Raw genomic sequence first — 17,549 nt, 5'->3', positions numbered from 1 at the left:
GGCTCAAGCCTGGCGGAATGCTCCGCCAAGGAGGACGCCATGCCCCAGCTCTCCGAATACGTGTTCCAGTTCCAAAGCCAGGCGGTGGACAAAAACACCTTCGCCGTGGCCCGCTTCCAGGGCGAGGAGGGGCTTTCCCAGCTCTACAGCTTCGAGGTCCTGCTGGTGTCGGAAAAGGCCGACCTGGACCTGGAAGCCATTTTGCAAAGCCCGGCCACCTTCACCATCAAAGGCAAGGACCGCGAGCTGCCCTTCCACGGCATTCTGGCCTCCTTCGAGCAGCTGCACCAGGCGGATTCCTGGGTGTTCTACCGCGCGGTGCTGCGGCCCAAGCTCTGGTGGCTCACCCTCACCCACCACAACCAGGTGTTCCTGAACAAGAAGCTCGACCAGTTCCTTACGGACGTGCTGGTGGACGGCGGACTTTCCGCCGGGCTGGACTTCGAGTTCCGGCTGAAGGGCCAGTACCCCGTGCGCGACTATCTCTGCCAGTACGCGGAATCGCACTTCGACTTTCTGTCCCGCTGGCTGGAGCGCGAAGGCGCGTACTACTGGTTCGAGCAGGGCGCGCAGGGCGAGAAGATGCTCGCCTCGGACACGGCCATCGCCCACACGCCCATGCCCGGCTACGAGAGCTTCCACTACGCGCCGCCCACCGGGCTGGACGCCGCCCACGCCGACGAAGTGGTCAAGGCCTTCTCGCTTCGGCGCACGCCCATGCCCAAAAGCCTCCTGCTCAAGGACTACAACTACGAAAAGCCCAGCCTGGACCTGACCGGCCGGGCCATGGTGGCGGAAAAGGGCCGGGGCGAGATCTACATCTACGGCGAGAACTTCCTGGACATCGCCGAAGGCAACCGCCTGGCCCAGGTGCGCGCCGAAGAATGGAAATGCCGGGAGCAGACCTTCCACGGCATGTCCAACGTGCCCGCCGTGCGGCCCGGCTACCTGTTCTCCCTGGACCGCCACTACCGGGGCGACTTCAACCAGAGCTACCTCACCACCAGCATCCGCCACGAGGGCAGCCAGGAGCGCTACCTGCTTTCCGGCCTTGGGGTGCGCGACCTGGCCGAGCAGGACAACCTTTTCTACCGCAACCACTTCGAGGCCATTCCCGCAAGCGTGCAGTTCCGCCCGGCCCGCGCCACTGAGAAGCCGAAGATCCACGGCTCCATCTCCGCCAAGGTGGACGCCGCGGGCTCCGGCCAGTACGCCGAACTGGACGGGCAGGGCCGCTACAAGGTCATCCTGCCCTTCGACCTCTCCGGCCGCAGCGGGGGCAAGGCCTCGGCCTTCGTGCGCATGATGCAGCCTTACGCCGGGGCCGACATGGGCCTGCACGCGCCCCTGCACAAGGGCGCGGAGGTGCTGCTCTCCTTCATCGACGGCGACCCGGACCGCCCGGTCATCGCCGGGGCGGTGCCCAACCCCGAGACCCCCGGCCCCGTGAACGACGGCAACCAGACCATGGTGGTGCTGAAAAGCGGCGGCGGCAACGTGTTCCACATGGAGGACCAGGACGGCGGCCAGCGCATCCTGCTCCAATCGCCCACGTCCAGTACCTCCATCCGCCTGGGCCAGTCCGTCGGTTCCGGCGAAGGCGGCGAAGGCGATGACGAGGAGCGCAAGAAGCTCAAGGAGGCCCTGGACAAGCTCAACAACGAAACCGAGGACGATGACGCCCTGGCCGACTGCACGGCCGACCAGACCAAGGGCCTTTCGCTGGAGACCGAGCACACCCTGAAGGTGGAGAGCGGCGACTCCTGCACCATCGTGCGCGGCAACGAATTCATCCGCGTGGACGGCGACGAGCGCTACATCATCCAGGGCCAGACCGAGGAGTTCGTGAGCGGGGCCTCCACGGAGATCGTCGGCGGCAACGAGTTCGGCGCGGTCATCGGCCTGTCCGAGGAGTTCAAGCTGGCCGGCATGGCGGAGATCAGCATCGGCCCCGTGTTCGAGCTCACCACCCCCATCAAGGGCGAGGTCGCCGCGGGGCTCAAGTACACCTACTGCGAGATGCACGAGCGCTTCATTCCGGAGGAGAACACCTTCGAGGGCTTCAAGACCCACTGCGAGGGCGTGCTGGAGCGGCTCACCGGCGATGCCACCGCCCTCAAGGGATCGGTGAACGAGCTGGTGGGCGAGGTGGAGAAGGTGAACGGCTCGGTGTACAGCATGTCCGCCTCGGTGGGGCAGCTGGGCGCGGCCATGTACAACATGGGCGGGGAGAGGACCGAGATGTTCGAATTCGCCATGGATGCGGCCAGCGAGCGCCTGGATATGGCCGTGGCCAGCACAAAAACCTGCACCACGGAGTTGAAGGCCCTGGCCGACGCCACCCGCGTGGTGGCCGTCGAGGAAGTCATCTGATGAAGATCTTCAAGGAGCGCCGCCACGCCCTGTTCAACAGGCCGGTGGAGATCGCGGGGAGGCACTATCTCTCCCTGGGCGTCATGCTCTACTTCGACCTCACCGCGCCGGACGAGCTCGGCACCGAGCAGGCGCTGTGGAAGGAGCTGGTGGCGCTTCTGGGGCCGGAAATGCAACTGGACCAGGGCTGGCCCAAACCCCACGGCGAGGTGCTGCTGGCGGGCCACGCCTGCGCTCCGGGCGGCCAGCCGACACCGGCCGTGAAGGTGCGCCTGCGCTGCGGCCCCGTGGACAAGACCCTCAGCGTCTTCGGCGATCGCCAGTGGCTGCGCGGCGACGACGGCGCCTGGCGGCTCTCCGAGGCCGCGCCCTTCGCCGCCATGCCGCTTACCTGGGCCCACGCCTTCGGTGGGCCGGACTTCAAGGACAATCCGCTCGGCAAGGGCGTCCAGGCCGTGACGCGGCCAGACGGCGGCCAGGCCATCCCCCTGCCCAACGTGGAGGGCTCGCCCCTGGTGGGCGCGCCCACCGACCGCCCGGCCCCGGCCTCTTTCGGCCCGGTGGACCTCATGTGGCCCGCGCGCGCGAAGAAGAACGGCACCTACGACGACGCCTGGGTCAAGACCCGCTGGCCCGCCCTGCCCGACGACATGAACTATGAATTCTTCTGCATGGCCCAGGAGGACCAGTACCTGCCCGGCCACTTCCAGGGCGACGAGGTCATCGAGCTGGAGGGCATGAACACGGATCTGCCGCGCATCGCCTCGCACCTGCCGCGCGTGCGCGTGCGCGCCTTCGTCACCCGGCGGGACGCGCAAGCCCCGGAGGACCTGACCAAAGCGAGCTTCGAAGAAGTCGGCCTCAAGCCGGAGACCCTTTGGCTCTTTCCGGAGATCTTGCGCGGGGTGATCCTGTGGCGCGGCATGGCGCCTTGCGCGGACGACGAATACTCGGACCTGGGGCGGCTTTTCGTGGCCGACGAGCCCAGGGACTCCGAGCCCAAGGCCATCGAGCACTATCGCGACATCCAGCTGAAAAAGGCCGACCTCACCGTGCCCTTCGACCCGGCCATGCAGCAGGACTACCGGCGCAAGATGGCCGCAGGGGCCAGGCGCGTGCTGAACCTGCCCAAGGAGCTGAAGGAGCGGCTGGCCCGCCAGCAGGGCCAGGCCCCGGTCCTGTCCATGAGCCCCAAGGACGTGGGCCGGACGCTTACGGCCACGCTGGCGAAGATACGCGCCACCATCGACACCGTGGAGACCACGGCCAACGGGCTGCACCAGCGCTTCGGCCACATGGCCCCGGTGAACCTTGGGGCCATTCCCCGCGCCCGGGCCCAGGCCGACGCCATGGAGGCCAAGCTGCACGACGTGCTCCAGAAGGCCCAGGTCATGGAGCAGCGCAAGGCCGAGCTCATGGACCGCGCGAAGGAGATGCTCAAGCGGCCGCAGGTGCAGTACATGGCAGACAAGAAGGGCAAACACGACCTGGAGCGGCTGCTGGAAGGCCCGCAGGAACCGCCCTTCCACGCCCAGGGATTTCCCCTGCTGGTCTCCTGGCGGGTGGGGCTCGACCTGGACCCGGAGCGTCAGGCCGCCCTGGCTGGCCTTGGCCTGGAGCGCGGCACGGTCAAGCGCCGCTGGCTGGCCTGGAACCCGGAGCCGCGCAAGGAGCGCGCCGAGGCCTGGGGCGTGAAGCCCGCGCCCGGGCAGGAGACCTTCACCATCCCGGCCGGGCTGGTGCTGCCGGGCTTTGCCGGACCCAAGCTGGACCGCCTGCTGGTGCGCACGGGCGCGCTGGACGACCCGGCCTCGGACATCCTCGTACTCGGCTCGCGCGACGCCCCCCTGTTCCTGGAGGCCGCCAGCGAGCAGGGCGTGGTGGCCCTCGTGCCCGACGAGCTTTCCGCAGCATTCATCGAGCAGGAGGCGGGCGACTTCGCCCACGTGGCCGTGTGCGCCGCGCCCGGCGCGTCCCTGCCCAAGGCCGCGGCCGAGGCCCTCAAGAACGGCGCGCGGGCCGTGGTCCTCTGGCCCGAGGCCGGGCCCTGGGCCGGACCTGGGGCCGGGAAGGAGGCCGCCTTCGAGGCCGCGTTGCCGGGCTGCCGCTTCGCCCGCCTGCCGGAGGCCAAGGACGTCTTCGCCGCGCACAAAAAAGGCCAGGACGTGCGCCAGGCCATCGTGGAGCAGCTGCCGCCGGACAAGGCCCTGGAGCACAGCCTGCTCTTCAATGCGCCCGGAGCGCCCAAGACGCCGGGAGCCAAGAATCTCGCGGACATCATTTCCGCCAAGGGCATCGCCGATCTCATCAAGGGCGGGGTGGCCGACACCCGCGCCGCCAAGGAGGCCGTCTTCGGCGCGCGCAGGGCGGAGATGGCCGCCAAGATGGAGAACGCCAAGGACCGCGTGACCCTGATGGGCTTTGACGTGCCCGAGGCCCCGCCCCCGCCGTCCAAGCCCCTGGACATGACCCGCGAGCTGAACGCCCGGGCCGACCAGGTGGCCGCGGGGCGGGACCGGCTCAAGTCCATGGGCGAACTCCCGCCGGACAAAGAGGCCGAGCTCGACCGGCTGGTGGCCAAGCTGCGCGAGACCGGGCCCAAGCTCGACGCCCAGCGCGCCGACGGCCTGGCCAAGCTCAAGGCCTTTCAGCCACCGCCGCAAGCCGCCCAGGCCCTGGCCAAGGCCGGGCTGGACCCCGCCAAGCTGAAGCCCCAGAAGCCGGAGCTGGTGCTGGCCGCGGCCAGGGGCGAGGCCGGGGCGGACATGCGCGGGACCACCCTCAAGGGGCTGGACTTCTCCGGTCAGGACCTTTCCGGCCTGGACCTCTCCAAGACGCGCATCAGCACATGCCTGTTCAAGGGCACGAAGCTCGCAGGGGCGCGCCTGGACCAGGCCATGATCAAGGGCTGCGACTTCACCGGCGCGGACCTCTCCGGCGCGGTGCTGGACCGGGCCGTGCTGCAGGAATGCATCCTGGACAAGGCCTGCCTGCGCGGGGCCAGGGGCGAAATGCCCATCATCCAGAAGTCCAGCCTCAAGCAGGCCGACCTTTCGGAATGCGACCTCAAGCAGGCCATGGTGCAGCACAGCGCCCTCGCCGGACTCAGGCTGACAAACGCGCGGCTCGCCCTGTCCATCATCTCCGACGGCGACGCCACGGGCCTGGTGGCTGAGGGCGCGCGCTTCGAGAAGTGCGTGTTCAAGAAGACCCGGTTGGACCAGGCCTCCTTCCGTGGCATCGCCACGGACGCCATGCTGCTGCACGGCTGCGAAGGCCAGGGCGCCAGCTTCGCGGGCTCCGAACTGTTCAAGTTCCGCATCTCCCACGACTCCAGCTTCCCCGGCCTAGTGCTGCGCGGGGTGACCTGGAAGCAGGGCTACTGCCGCAAGGCCAACCTGGCCGGGGCGGACCTTCAGGGCTCGGAGCTGGAGCGCACCATCTTCGACTCCTGCGACATGACGGCCGCCAACCTGGGCCGAGTGCGCCTCAGGCGCTGCCGCTTCCTCAAAACGAACCTGGAGGCCGCCGTGCTGCACTTCGCGGACCTGTTCATGGCCTCCATGCGCAAGGCGCGGCTTGTGGGGGCCGACATGCGCGGGGCCAACTGCTTCGCCGTGGACTTCTTCAAGGCCGTGTTCGGCCAGACGCGCATGGAGGGGGCCAACCTCAAGAAGAGCCTCCTCGCCGGACACGAGGCGGCCATGCGCGACAAGGGGTTGATCGTATGAGCGCGGAGCTGACCCGCATGGGCGCGCGCGAGGTGGAGGACGCCATCCGCCAGGGCGCCACCATCGAAAACGCGGACCTCTCCGGCCTGGACCTGACCGGCGCGAACCTGCACCTGGGGCGCTTCCACGGCTGCGTGCTGGACCGGGCCGACTTCTCGGGCCAAAAGCTGGAGAAGACCGGCCTGCGCGACTGCTCCCTCAAGGGCGCGCGCTTTCGCGGCTGCTCCTTCACGGACATGTTCCTGCGCAAGCTCGACTTCTCCGGCGCGGATTTCCAGGGGGCGCTGTTTTTGCGCACGCACCTGTCGGGCTCAAGCCTCGCCGGGGCGGACCTCACCGGGGCGCGAGTGCACTGGAGCTTCCTGGACAAGGCCGACCTCACCGAGGCGCGTCTCCACCAGGCGGACGTCCTCAAAAGCGTGTGTCTGGAGGCCGTGTGCACGGGGGCGGACTTCACCGGGGCCCGGCTGGAGCGCGTGACCTTCCGCAAGGCGACCATGGAGGGCTCCATCCTGCGCGGGGCCGCATTCGACCACGTGAACCTCTCCGCGGCCAAGCTCGCCGGGCACGATTTCCGGGGCCAGAAGTTCCGCTCGGTGAACTTCTCCGGGGCGGAGCTCTCCGGGGCGGACTTCACCGGGGCGGACGTGTCCACCTGCGTGTTCCAGGGCGCGGTGCTGGAAGGGGCCGTGCTGGAGCGAGCCACGGCCCAGAAGTGCATGTTCGCAGGGGCGGTCATGCGGCGCGTCAAGGCGCGCGGGGCCGACTTCGCCCTGGCCTACTTCGGCCAGGCAGACCTCTCGGAAGCGGACTTCCGCACGGCCAAGCTCCAGGGCGCGCGCCTGGAAAAGGCCATCATCCGCAGCGCCGCCTTCATGGACAGCGACTGCTACAACTGCGACCTGAGCCACGCCGACCTCACCGGCTCGGACTTCAGCCGGGCCAACCTGATGCTGGCGCTGCTGCATGGAATCACGGACACGGACGCCCGGTTCCAGGGCGCCAACACGGCCTGGCTGCGCGGCCCGGACAAGGACATGGCCGAGGCCGAAAATTTCAAGGCCCCGCAATAACGACACGAACAAGGAGGACGCCATGGGCGCCGTCATCGAGATGAAACGCGAGGAATGCGCACAGCGCGAGCAGGCCAAAGGGGCCATGCGTCTGGAACCCTGCCGCGTGCTGGCCGGAGGCGAGGGTTTTGCCGTGGTGGATGCGCCGCTGGGCGCGCTGTCGTGCAGGCTGGCGGCCAGCTGCCTGCTGCGGCCGGAGCCGGGCGACCTGGTGCTTGCCGCGCTGCCGGAATCCGGGGCCGCGCCCTATGTGCTCTCCGTGCTGGAACGCGCGGAACCCGACAGCCAGGCCGTGCTCGACCTGCCTTCCGGGGCGCGCGTCTCAGCCCCGCAGGGCAGTGTGCACATCGAGGCGGCAGAGGGCATCGCCCTGTCCACGCCAGGGGAGCTGGCCGCCCAGGCCGCGCGCATGAGCTTCGCCGCCGGAAGCGTACGCTGGCTGGCGGACGCCTTCTCCTATGTAGGCAAGACGCTGGAACTCATCGCCACGCGCTTCACCGAGACCGCCCAGGAGCGCGACACCCAGGCCGGAACCTGGACCCAGCGCCTGGGCGACAGCTTCCGCCGCGTGGAGGAGCTGGACGAGACCCAGGCGGGCGCGGTGCGCACCCTTGCGCGCGACACGGCCCTGCTGCACGGCCGGGTGACCTACGTGCAGGCCGAGGAATTCGTGAAGGCCGACGGCCAGGAAGTGCACCTGGGCTAGGTGCGGAGGAGGCGACTGGCATGTTTCAGTTGAACATGGGCTGCGGCATGGACCTGGGCTTCCCGGACGTGTGCCTGACGCCGGTGGTGGTGCCGGTGCCCGTGCCCTACCCGGACATGGCCTTCTCGGTCACTTCGGCCCCGGCGGCCTACAACATCCTGGTGGACTGCCTGCCCTCCCTGAACCAGCTCTCCGAGGGGCTGGTGAGCGTGGGCGACCAGCCGGGCGTGCTTTTGGGCGTGGTGTCGCACCTGGAGGCGGGCGAGGCCATGTACATGCTGGGCTGCTTCACCATCTTCGTGGATGGCCCCCCGGCCCAGCGGCTCACGTCCATCACCGGGCAGAACGCCATGGGCCTCTTGCCCAACGCGCCGGGCATGTGCGCCGTGCCCAGCCAGTTCACGGTGCTCACCCTGGGCTAGTGGAGGAGGCCGGACGCCTCACTGCATCGTTTTTTCGACAATGGTCACAGGGCGGCCAAAAGAATGGCGAACAGGCTTGTCCCCCACGAGCTGAAGAAGATTGATGTTGAAGCGCGCATCTTTTTCCGAAAGCTGTCGGCCGTTGAACTCTGCGGAAACAAACGCTTCGGAATCCGGCGCGAGTTCCGTGTACTCGGCAGGATCGTTCTTGTCCTGCCAAGCATCACGCACGCCTTTCACGTCATGGGGCCGCCCATGGCCTGTTGCCGTGTTCGCGACCAGGCTTTCATTTTTGTTGATCGCAACAAATATTGACGCCTTCGACACGTTCCGGATGGAAAAGGACAAAAACACGTCATCATCGCGCCGCGCAGCGGCAAAGCCGCTCACGTACAGATCCCCCTGGGCGTACGGGGTCTCCTGGGTTATGGCTGCTGGAGCCTGCTGCACCGGGGCGGCTTGAGGCGGCTGTGGGGCGGGCGGGGCCGGAGCAGGCGCCTCCGCGACAACAGGGGTCGGCGCAAGCCCCACCGACTTGTTCACAAATGCCCCGTAGTCATACACCATCTTCGCCAAGAACGTCTTTTCCTGCCCGTCGGCCTCGCTGGTCTTGTACGCATAATACGACGAAGCTACCGTCGCCAGCGCAGCCACGATGCTCAATATAGCGGCGACAACCTCAAGCCCCTTCTTCATCAGCGCCCCCCAGGATACGGATATTTGCTTGGCTATGTTGCGAATTCTCCGCACCAAGTCAACAGGTTTCCCGCATCCACGCGCCCCCGCTACACCTGGATGACCTTGCCCGCCAGGCCCAGGCTGGTCACCACGTCCAGCATGTTGGTGGTCTCGCCCACGCGCTTTTTTTCCATGAGGCCGAAGAAGCCCAGGCAGGTGCCGCACACCAGCACGGAAACCCCGCCCTCGGCCAGCGCGGCCAGCTTTTCCAGGCAGGGGTGACCCTCGCAGGCCAGGCGCACGCCGCCGTTCACCAGCACCACACGCCACAGGCCCGGGCCAAGCTCCGGCAGGGTGGCCACAAAATTCAGCATCAGCTTGCCGCCCAGTTCGTCGCTGCCCCGGCCCATGCCGTCGGCGGTGATGAACACCGTGATCGTTTCGGCTTCCCTCACGCCTGGCTGGGCCACGGGGCAGGGCGCGGCGGCCGGAGGCGCTCCGCCCTCGCGGCGGGCCGAAAGGGTCACGCGGTCCGGGGCGACGGCGGCGCTGACGGCGAAACCCTTGCCGACGAGCAGCCGCGTCACGTTCTCCTGGGCGGCCGGGTCGTCCACCAGGACCTCCAGCGCCTCGACCTCCTGTGCCCCCGGGGCGCTTGTGTCCAGAACATCCATGACCCGGAGCACCGGGCCGGGGCAGGCCAGCCCGCGACAGTCCACGGCAAGGGGTGCGCCCATTGTCGCCTCCATTGGTAATGACGGTGGTGATGACGGCGCGCCGGGCCTTGGCCCACGCGCTTCGGGCCGCACAATACACAGACGGGGTTCGATAGGTCAAATAGGCGGCGTCGATATCGCAATCCGCCTCGCCCCGCCTTGGACCACAGCCTGCCCGGCCCAGGCGGTTGCCACCACAAAGGGGCTCGGATACTCTCCCCCCTGGCCCGCTCCGGGCCACGGCATCCCGCAACGCGGCGTCCGGCGCGGACGCGCAAGGAGTTCCCGCAATGCGCATCCTGCATCTGGCCGATCTGCACCTGGGCAAGCTGGTCCACGAGGTCTCCATGACCGACGACCAGGCCCACGTGCTGGAGCAAGCCCTGCTTCTGGCCCGCGAGGGCCGCGCCGACGTGGTGGTCATCACCGGCGACGTGTATGACCGAGCCATCCCGCCCGTGGCGGCCACGCAGCTCATGGACGAGTTTCTTTCGCGCCTGGCCCTGGACCTGCGCCTGCCCGTCATCATCACTCCCGGCAACCACGACAGCGCCGAACGCCTGGCCTTTGGCGGCAGGCTGCTCCAGGCGGGCGGCATCCACATCGCGCCGGGCCTGCCCGAGCCCGTGCGGCCCGTGGTCCTCAACGACGCCCACGGCCCGGTGCGCTTCCTGCCCCTGCCCTACGTCTCGCCCGTGCTGCTCAAGGAGCGCGAGGACGACCTGCCCACGGGCGACTTCGACGAGGCCCTGGGCCGCGTGCTGGCCGCCCTGCCCCCCGCGCCCGGCCGCAGCGTGTGCCTGGCCCACTGCTTCGCCCTGGGCGGCGCGCCCTCGGACTCCGAACGGCCGCTGTCCATCGGCGGGGCCTGCCAGGTGAACCCCGCGCGCTTTGCTCCGTACTCCCTCACCCTGCTGGGGCATCTGCACCGGCCGCAGCAGGTGGCCCCCACGATCTTCTACGCGGGCAGCCCGCTCAAGTACTCCTTTTCCGAGACCGACCACGCAAAATGCGCCGCCCTGTATGACCTGGGCGCGGACGGCTCCTTCACCCGCGAGCTTGCGCCCCTCACTCCCCGGCGCGAGCTGCGCAGGCTGGAGGGCTCCCTGCACGCCCTGCTGAAGGCCGCCCCGGCCGACCCCGGCCGCGACGACTACCTGTGGATCCACCTCACGGACCGGGGGGCGCTCTTCGACTACGCGCCCAGGCTGCGCGAGGCCTATCCCAACGCGCTCACCATCACCCGCGCGGCCTACGGCGAGGACGCGGGAGAGCAGGGCGGCATCGACCTCACGGGCAAGACGGAGTGGGAGATCGTGCGCGGGTTCTACCTGCACGTGTCCGGCCAGGAGCCGGAACCCGGCGAGGAGCGCGTGCTGCGCGCCGTGGTGGACGAAATGCTGCGCCAGGACATGGCCGAGGCCGACGCGGCGGACGCAGGCGGCGCGGAGCATCCGGCAGACGGGGCCGACACGGAAGGCGAGGTGCGGCCATGAGGCCCCTGCACCTGACCTTGCGGGCCTTCGGCCCCTTTGCCGGGGAGGTGCGCGTGGACTTCGCGCGCGGCGGCGACGCGCAGTTCCTGCTCATCAACGGCCCCACGGGCGCGGGCAAGACCTCGCTGCTCGACGGCCTGTGCTTCGCCCTCTACGGCAAGGCCAGCGGCGAGGCGCGCGAGAAGCAGAGCGACCGTTTCCTGCGCTCGCAGCAGGCCCGGCCAGAGGACGAGTGCGTAGTGTCCCTCGTCTTCGAGGTGGCCGGACGGCGCTTCCTGGTGGAGCGCAAACCCACGCAGCTGGTGCGCTCGCGCGGGAAGGACGTGGAGCGCAAGCACAGCGCGGGGCTCTGGGAGCTCGATGCCGATGGCGCGGTGCTGGGCGAGCGCCTGGGCAAGGTGACGGACGTGAACCAGCGCGTGGAGGAGCTCATCGGCTTCACCAGCGAGCAGTTCCGGCAGGTGATGGTGCTGCCCCAGGGCGAGTTCCGCCGCCTGCTGCTGGCCAAAAGTGACGAAAAGGAGAAGATCCTGCGCAAGCTCTTCGGGGCCGGGCGCTACCGCCTGGTGGAGGAGGCCCTCAAGGCCCGCCGCAACGCGCTGGAGCGGCAGCTGTCCGAGCTTGGCGCGGGCATGGAGGCCATCCTCTCGGCCAAGGGCGCGCACGGGGTCGGGGAGCTGGAGGAGCGTCTGGCCGCAGCCCTGGCCCGACGCGGAGAGCGCGAAGCCGGGCGCGACGGCCTGCGCCTGGCCCAGGCCGAGGCCCAGGCGGCCCTGGCCCGGGGGCAGGCCGTGGAGCGCGAATTCCTGGAGCGCGCCCAGGCCGGCGAGGCCCTGGACGCTCTGGCCGCGCGCCAGACCGAGGCCCAGGCCCAGGCGCGACGGGCGGAACGCGCTGTGAAAGCCCTGGAGCACGCGGACCTTGAGGCGGCCATCGCCCAGGGGGAGCGCGCCGCATCCGGACGGCTGGCGGAGCTGGCGCGCCTGGACCGGGAGCTTGCGGAGCTGGAGGCGCGCCGCGCCCAGGCCCAGGAGGCGCTGACCCGGGCCGAGGCCGCGCGCCTGCGCGTGCCGGAGCTGGCGGCCGAGCGCGAGCGCCTGGCCGCAGGGCTGGCGCGCCTGCGCGAGCGCAACGCCGCCGCCGGGCGGGTGCGCCAGGCCGAGTCCGGGGAGGCCGCCGCGTCCACGGCCGCCGCCAAGGCGGAGCAGGAGCTGTCCGCCCTGGACCAGCGGCTGGAGGAACTGCGGCGCGAGGCCGAGGGGCTTTCCGGGCTCGGGGCCGAGGCCGCGCGCCTGGACATGGAGATTTCGCGCCTGGAGGCCCAGACCGGGCAGCGCGCGCAGCTGGACGAGCTGACCCGCAAGCAGTCCCGCGCCGAAGCCGGGCTGGCCCAGGCCCAGGCCGGTCACGCCGAGGCCGAAGCCGCCCTGGGGCAGGCCAGGCGCGCCCGGCAGGAGGCCCAGCAGGCCCTGCTGCACGGCCGCGCGGCGCTGCTGGCCGCCACCCTGGTCCAGGGCCAGCCCTGCCCGGTGTGCGGATCCACCGAGCATCCGGGCCCGGCCGCCGGGGCGGGGGCTCTGCCGGACCGCGCCGCCCTGGAGAAGGCCGAGGCCGCAGAGGCCCGCGCCGAAAAGGCCCTTGAGTCCGCCCGCGCGGCGGTGGATGCGGCCCGCACCCTGGCCGCCCGGCTGGAGAGCGGCCTGGCCCACTGCCGAGAGTCCCTGGGCGAGGCCGCCGCAATGCCGGCCGAAGAGCTGTCCCGGCGGCTGGCGCAGGCCAGGGAACGCGCCTCCGCCCTCAACGTGGGGCAGGAGCGCCTGGAGCGCTGCCGCGCCGCGCGCGAGGAACTTGCGGCCAGGCGTCCGGAGGCCCTTGCACGCCGGGACGCGGCCCAGGCCGCCCACGCCGGGTCCGCCCAGGCCCTGGCCGGGGCGCGCGCCCTGCTGGAACGCCTGCGTTCCGAAGCGGACGCACAGGGAGCTGACGGCGACGCCGCGGCGGTCCAGGCCCGCCTGGACGAGCTGGCGCGGGCCATCCCCAAGGCCGAGGCGGACTTCCGCACGGCCCAGGACGCCCTGAACGCTCTGGACACGCGGCTCGGCACAAGCCGGGGCCAACGCGGCGGGCTCTGGCAAGGCCACGAGGAGGCCTTGGCCCTGTTGGCCGGACAGCGCCAGGATTTCGAGCGGCGGCTGCTGGAATCCGGCTTCTACACCCGCCGGGAATATGAGGAGGCCAAGCTGCCCCGCCAGCAGGCCGAGGCCCTGCAAGAGGCCGCCGCGCGGCACGGCCAGGCCCTGGCCGCCGCCCGCGACCGTCTGGACCGGGCCACGGCCGCCTGCCAGGGCAAGACCCGGCCGGACATGGCCGCCCTGAACGCCGCGCAGGAGCGCGCCGCTGCGGAGCTGGACGCCCTGAACCGCGAACTGGGCGAGCTGTCCACCCAGGTCCAGGACCTGGGCGAGGCGCTCAACGCCATCGGCGAAAAGGCCGCGCGAACCCGCGAACTGGAGGAAAATTACCGCGTGGTGGGCAGGCTGGCGGACATCGCCGCCGGGGACAATCCCCGCAGGATGACCCTGCAGCGCTACGTGCTGGCCGCGCTGTTCGAGGAGGTGGCCCGCGCGGCCTCGCAGCGGCTGGGCCGCATGAGCCGGGGCAGGTACCGGCTGGTGCGCTCCGAGGCCACGCGCGACGCCCGCAGCACAGGCGGCCTGGACCTGGACGTGGTGGACGCCCACAGCGGCGAGGCGCGGCCCGCCTCCACCCTGTCCGGCGGGGAGTCCTTCCTGGCCTCCCTGGCCCTGGCCCTGGGCCTGTCCGATGTGGTCATGGCCCAGCAGGGCGGCCGCAGGCTGGACTGCATCTTCATCGACGAGGGCTTTGGCGCGCTGGACGGCGACACCCTGGAGGACGCCCTGCGCACCCTGGCCGAGCTGCACGGCGCGGGCAGGCTCATCGGCGTCATCTCCCACGTGGCCGAGCTCAAGGAGCGCATCGACGCACGCATCGACGTGCTGCCGGGGAGGCCGGGCAAGGGCGGCAGCACCGTGCGGCAGGTGAACTGCTAAAACAAAAAAGGGCGGCAGGCCCGCGCCCGCCGCCCCCCCTGAAAGCCGAATTCCAAGGCTGGCTACTTGCCGCCGACCTTGACGCTGCCGACGTTGGTTTCGGCCTTGACGTTGTGCCCGCTGCCCACGTTGGTCACGGTCCCGGCCTTGCCCTTGATGGTGATGTCGCCGGTCTTGGCGCCGTCCTTCACATCAACGGAATGCACGTTGGTCTTGGCCTCCACGTTCTGGCCCGAGGCCACGTTGGTCACCCGGCCCACCTGGCTGTCCACGGTGATGTCGCCGGTTTTGGCGGCGGCAAAGGCGAAGGCAGTGCTGGCCAGGACGACAATCATGCTCAGCGCGAACTTCTTCATGGTCTTTCCCCTCCCGGAGGTTGGCGGTTGGCAGGAACGATCAATACAGCATCAGCATACGCTATCACAAAGCAAGGCCCATGCCAGGACGCAAGCCACGGAAAACGTTCGCAGGCAGAGGCGAGGCTGGCCTGGCCATGCACTACGATGGGTATTTTTTGCGCACGGCCTGCGCAAAAACCCCCCGCCGCACCCCTGACCGCGTGCGGCAGCCTTGCGACGCGGCGGCTTCGGGATTAGGCTGGGGGCAGGCGTCCGCACGGTCGCGCGCCCGCCCAACCCGGAGGTTTCATGCCCGCAGCAATACCCTGTTCGCCCCGCGTCCCGCCAGCCCTGCTGTCGCCCCTGCGGTACATGGCCCTGCTGCTGGTTCTGCTGGTCGGCCTGGCCGGGCTGGCGGCCGGGTGCGCCGCGCCAAACGGCCGCAGCGGCGCTGACCTCACGCCGGGCCAAGACACCCTGCCCCAGGCCGCCACAGCGCGCCTGGACGGCGTGCTCCTGGCCTGGCGCGACCTGCCCGCGCCGCCGGGCGAGGAGACCGCCCGGCCCCTGCTGCTGCTCACCGGCTTCGCCATGACGGGCGAGGGCTGGGACCGCCAGTTCCTGCGCGGCCTGAACGCCGGGCGCAGGGTCGTGGTCATGGAGAACCGGGGCATGGGCGCGGCCGCCGGGCTGCCCCCAGGCGCGCCCGTGGACCTGCCCACAATGGCCCGGGACGCGGCGCGTCTTCTGGAGCATCTGGGCATCGCAAAGGCCGATGTGCTGGGCTGGTCCATGGGCGGCGGCGTGGCTTTGGAGCTGGCCCTGGCCCGACCCGAGCGCGTGGCCGCGCTGGCCCTCTACGCCCCGCCGCTTTCCGGAGCGGCGGTGAAACCCGTGCTGGACCGCATGTTCGCCATGTCGCCCCAGGAGCTCAAGGCCGCACTGTTCCCGCAGGACTGGGCCGCCGCGCATCCGGAGGTCTGGGCCGAGCTGCCGCGCCCCGCGCCCCTGCCCGAAGGCATGGCCGTCCGGCAGTACGCGGCTCTTTGCGCCTGGCCCGGCGTTGCCGAACGTCTGCCGGACCTGCGCGTTCCGGCCCTGTTCCTGGCGGGCGAGGCGGACTGGGTGTGCCCGGCCGAGGACGTGCGCGTCCAGGCGCAGGCCGCGCACGGCGCGCGCCTGGAGCTGGTGCCCCAGGGCGGGCACTGGATGATGCACCAGGAGCCGCGTACGCTGGCGCGGCTGGTGGACGACTTTCTGAACGCCCAGCCCTAACCGAAAAAAAGGAGGGCCGAAGCCCTCCCTGAATCCGATGGGACGCGGCCGTCCCTAGCAGTCCACCATGGTCACGCCGAGTCCGGCGGTGCCCATCTCGCGGAACTGCGGCGGCAGGGCCTTGCCTGTCTCCAGCATGGCGGCCACCACACGGTCCAGGTCCTCCCAGTGCTGCTCCACAATCTCGCTCTTGGCCATAAGCGCGGCGTTGTACGCCTTGAGCGCGCCAAAGGCGTTGCGCTCGATGCAGGGAATGAGCACGAAACCGCCCACGGGGTCGCAGCTCATGCCCAGGTGGTGCTCCAGGGCGATGGTGGCGGCAAGCTCCGTGGCGGCAAGGTCGGCCCCGGTGGCATAGGCCATCATGGCCGCGGCCATGGCCGAGGCCACGCCGATCTCGCCCTGGCAGCCCACCTCGGCCCCGGCCACGCTGGCGTTGGTCTTGCACAAAAGGCCCACCAGCCCGGCCGCCAGCATGCCCTTGCGCATGGCGTCCCGCGGAAGTTTCAGCTCGTTCTGCATCACGTACACCAGCGCGGGCATGGTGCCCGCCGAGCCCAAGGTGGGCGCGGTGACCGCCAGACGGCCCGCCGCGTTGCCCTCGCTCACCGCGATGGCGTAGCTGCTGACCCGCTGCATGAAGCCGTCGGCCTCGCCCATGGCCCGGGCCTTGTCGAAGAGCACCCTGGCCTTGCGGTGCATCTCGAAGGGGCCGGGCAGAAGCCCGGTTTCGGACAGGCCCAGGTCCACGCCGTCGGCCATGGTCTTCAGGACCATGTCCAGGTGTTTGAAAACCTCGGCCTCGCCCACGCCCAGAATGTCCATCTCGTTCTCAAGCATCAGCTGGTGCAGGGGCTTGCCCGTGTCCTTGGCCAGCTTGCGGAACTCCGCCATGTTGCCGAACACGTGCCGAGGCGTGCCGCGCTTGGCCGGGGGCTGGCCTTTCCAGGCGAAGAAGCCGCCGCCGGGGGAGTAATACTCGCGCTCGAACAGCGCCGCACCCTTCGCGTCCACCAGGCGCATGACCAGCGTGTTGCTGAAGGGGTAGGAGTGCTCCACAGCGTCCCACACGACCACGGAATGGGCGATGCGGAACGCCTTGCCGCCGATGACCGTGGGGAACACGGCCTTCTCGTCGGCCAGGGCGTCCATGACCTTGGGGTCGCAGGTCTCTGGCTTCTGGCCCAGCAGCCCGGCCAGCACGGCGCGGTCGGTGCGGTGGCCGCGCCCGGTGGCGCTCAGGCTGCCGTACAGATGCGCCTCGAAGCGTTCGGCCCTGGCCAGCACATCCTTGGGCAGGGCGGCCACGGTCTCGCGAAAGTTGCTGGCGATGCGCAAGGGCGCCAGGGTGTGCGAGCTGGACGGGCCTGGGCCGATCTTGAACAGGTCCAGCAGCGGCACCACCACCTGGTTCTTGGGCAGCACAAAGCAGCGGCCAGGGCCGCCGCCGGGGAACGCCTTGGCCGGAATGCCGCGCGCCAAGGCCGGGGTCCCGGTGCAGGTCAGGCCGAGGCCAAGGGTGGAAAACGCGGCAACCTTCAAAAAATCGCGCCTATCCATCAGCACCTCCACAGCATGTTGCAGTCATTTCGGGATATGGTGGAGCAATATGTCAGTTCACGCGGCGATGCAACGCTCGCCCTCTTTTCTCTTCCGGCGCATCATGGCAG

At 70.0% G+C, this 17,549-nt stretch carries 12 protein-coding genes; 8 read left to right on the top strand and 4 right to left on the bottom strand.

Annotation, left to right across the window (positions count from 1 at the left end; genetic code table 11):
* Positions 1-39 precede the first annotated feature (39 nt).
* From CHB73_RS07815 to CHB73_RS07795, 5 genes are read left to right on the top strand one after another with little or no spacing between them, the layout of a single operon-like run.
* Positions 40-2,373, top strand: a complete 2,334-nt coding sequence (locus CHB73_RS07815) for a type VI secretion system Vgr family protein (protein ID WP_089273834.1) — start codon at positions 40-42, stop codon at positions 2,371-2,373.
* Complete coding sequence (locus CHB73_RS07810) at positions 2,373-6,104, top strand: DUF2169 family type VI secretion system accessory protein (protein ID WP_089273832.1); 3,732 nt, start codon at positions 2,373-2,375, stop codon at positions 6,102-6,104. The genes CHB73_RS07815 and CHB73_RS07810 overlap by 1 nt, the downstream gene beginning before the upstream one ends.
* Complete coding sequence (locus CHB73_RS07805; protein WP_089273830.1) at positions 6,101-7,177, top strand: pentapeptide repeat-containing protein; 1,077 nt, start codon at positions 6,101-6,103, stop codon at positions 7,175-7,177. Before CHB73_RS07810 ends, CHB73_RS07805 begins: the two co-directional genes overlap by 4 nt.
* Positions 7,178-7,199: 22 nt before the next feature.
* Positions 7,200-7,883, top strand: a complete 684-nt coding sequence (locus CHB73_RS07800; protein ID WP_179216950.1) for a DUF3540 domain-containing protein — start codon at positions 7,200-7,202, stop codon at positions 7,881-7,883.
* A gap of 20 nt (positions 7,884-7,903) precedes the next feature.
* Positions 7,904-8,305 carry a DUF4150 domain-containing protein gene (locus CHB73_RS07795; protein WP_089273826.1) on the top strand — a complete coding sequence of 134 codons (402 nt, stop codon included), beginning with the start codon at positions 7,904-7,906 and terminating at the stop codon, positions 8,303-8,305.
* An 18-nt stretch (positions 8,306-8,323) separates the two neighbouring features.
* On the opposite strand, the gene CHB73_RS07790 is transcribed toward CHB73_RS07795, so the two are convergent.
* Together CHB73_RS07790 and yedF are read right to left on the bottom strand one after the other, a co-directional pair.
* Positions 8,324-9,001: a hypothetical protein gene (locus tag CHB73_RS07790; RefSeq protein ID WP_089273824.1), complete on the bottom strand. Its 678-nt coding sequence runs from the start codon at positions 8,999-9,001 to the stop codon at positions 8,324-8,326.
* Positions 9,002-9,090: 89 nt separating this feature from the next.
* Complete coding sequence (gene yedF / locus CHB73_RS07785; protein WP_089273822.1) at positions 9,091-9,720, bottom strand: sulfurtransferase-like selenium metabolism protein YedF; 630 nt, start codon at positions 9,718-9,720, stop codon at positions 9,091-9,093.
* A gap of 269 nt (positions 9,721-9,989) precedes the next feature.
* Between yedF and CHB73_RS07780 the strand changes: the two genes are divergently transcribed.
* On the top strand, positions 9,990-11,195 hold the full coding sequence (locus CHB73_RS07780) for an exonuclease SbcCD subunit D (protein ID WP_089273820.1): 1,206 nt from the start codon (positions 9,990-9,992) through the stop codon (positions 11,193-11,195).
* Positions 11,192-14,266, top strand: coding sequence for an AAA family ATPase (locus tag CHB73_RS07775; protein ID WP_089273818.1), 3,075 nt, complete (start codon positions 11,192-11,194; stop codon positions 14,264-14,266). The genes CHB73_RS07780 and CHB73_RS07775 overlap by 4 nt, the downstream gene beginning before the upstream one ends.
* A gap of 62 nt (positions 14,267-14,328) precedes the next feature.
* On the opposite strand, the gene CHB73_RS07770 is transcribed toward CHB73_RS07775, so the two are convergent.
* On the bottom strand, positions 14,329-14,622 hold the full coding sequence (locus CHB73_RS07770; protein ID WP_089273816.1) for a hypothetical protein: 294 nt from the start codon (positions 14,620-14,622) through the stop codon (positions 14,329-14,331).
* Positions 14,623-14,913: 291 nt separating this feature from the next.
* Here CHB73_RS07770 and CHB73_RS07765 point away from each other — a divergent pair, with 291 nt between their 5' ends.
* Entirely contained in the window at positions 14,914-15,879 is a 966-nt protein-coding gene (locus tag CHB73_RS07765) for an alpha/beta fold hydrolase (RefSeq protein ID WP_089273814.1), read from the top strand.
* Between the two features lie 54 nt (positions 15,880-15,933).
* Here the strand turns inward: CHB73_RS07765 and CHB73_RS07760 are convergent, their stop codons facing one another.
* The gene (locus tag CHB73_RS07760; protein WP_089273812.1) at positions 15,934-17,439 is read right to left on the bottom strand and encodes an L-serine ammonia-lyase; all 1,506 of its coding nucleotides are present in this window, start codon (positions 17,437-17,439) and stop codon (positions 15,934-15,936) included.
* Positions 17,440-17,549 lie beyond the last annotated feature (110 nt).

This window comes from Humidesulfovibrio mexicanus (assembly GCF_900188225.1).
Lineage (GTDB): Bacteria > Desulfobacterota > Desulfovibrionia > Desulfovibrionales > Desulfovibrionaceae > Humidesulfovibrio > Humidesulfovibrio mexicanus.
The sequence above is the reverse complement of the archived record's forward strand: the minus strand, read 5'-3'. Positions and strand labels throughout refer to the sequence as shown.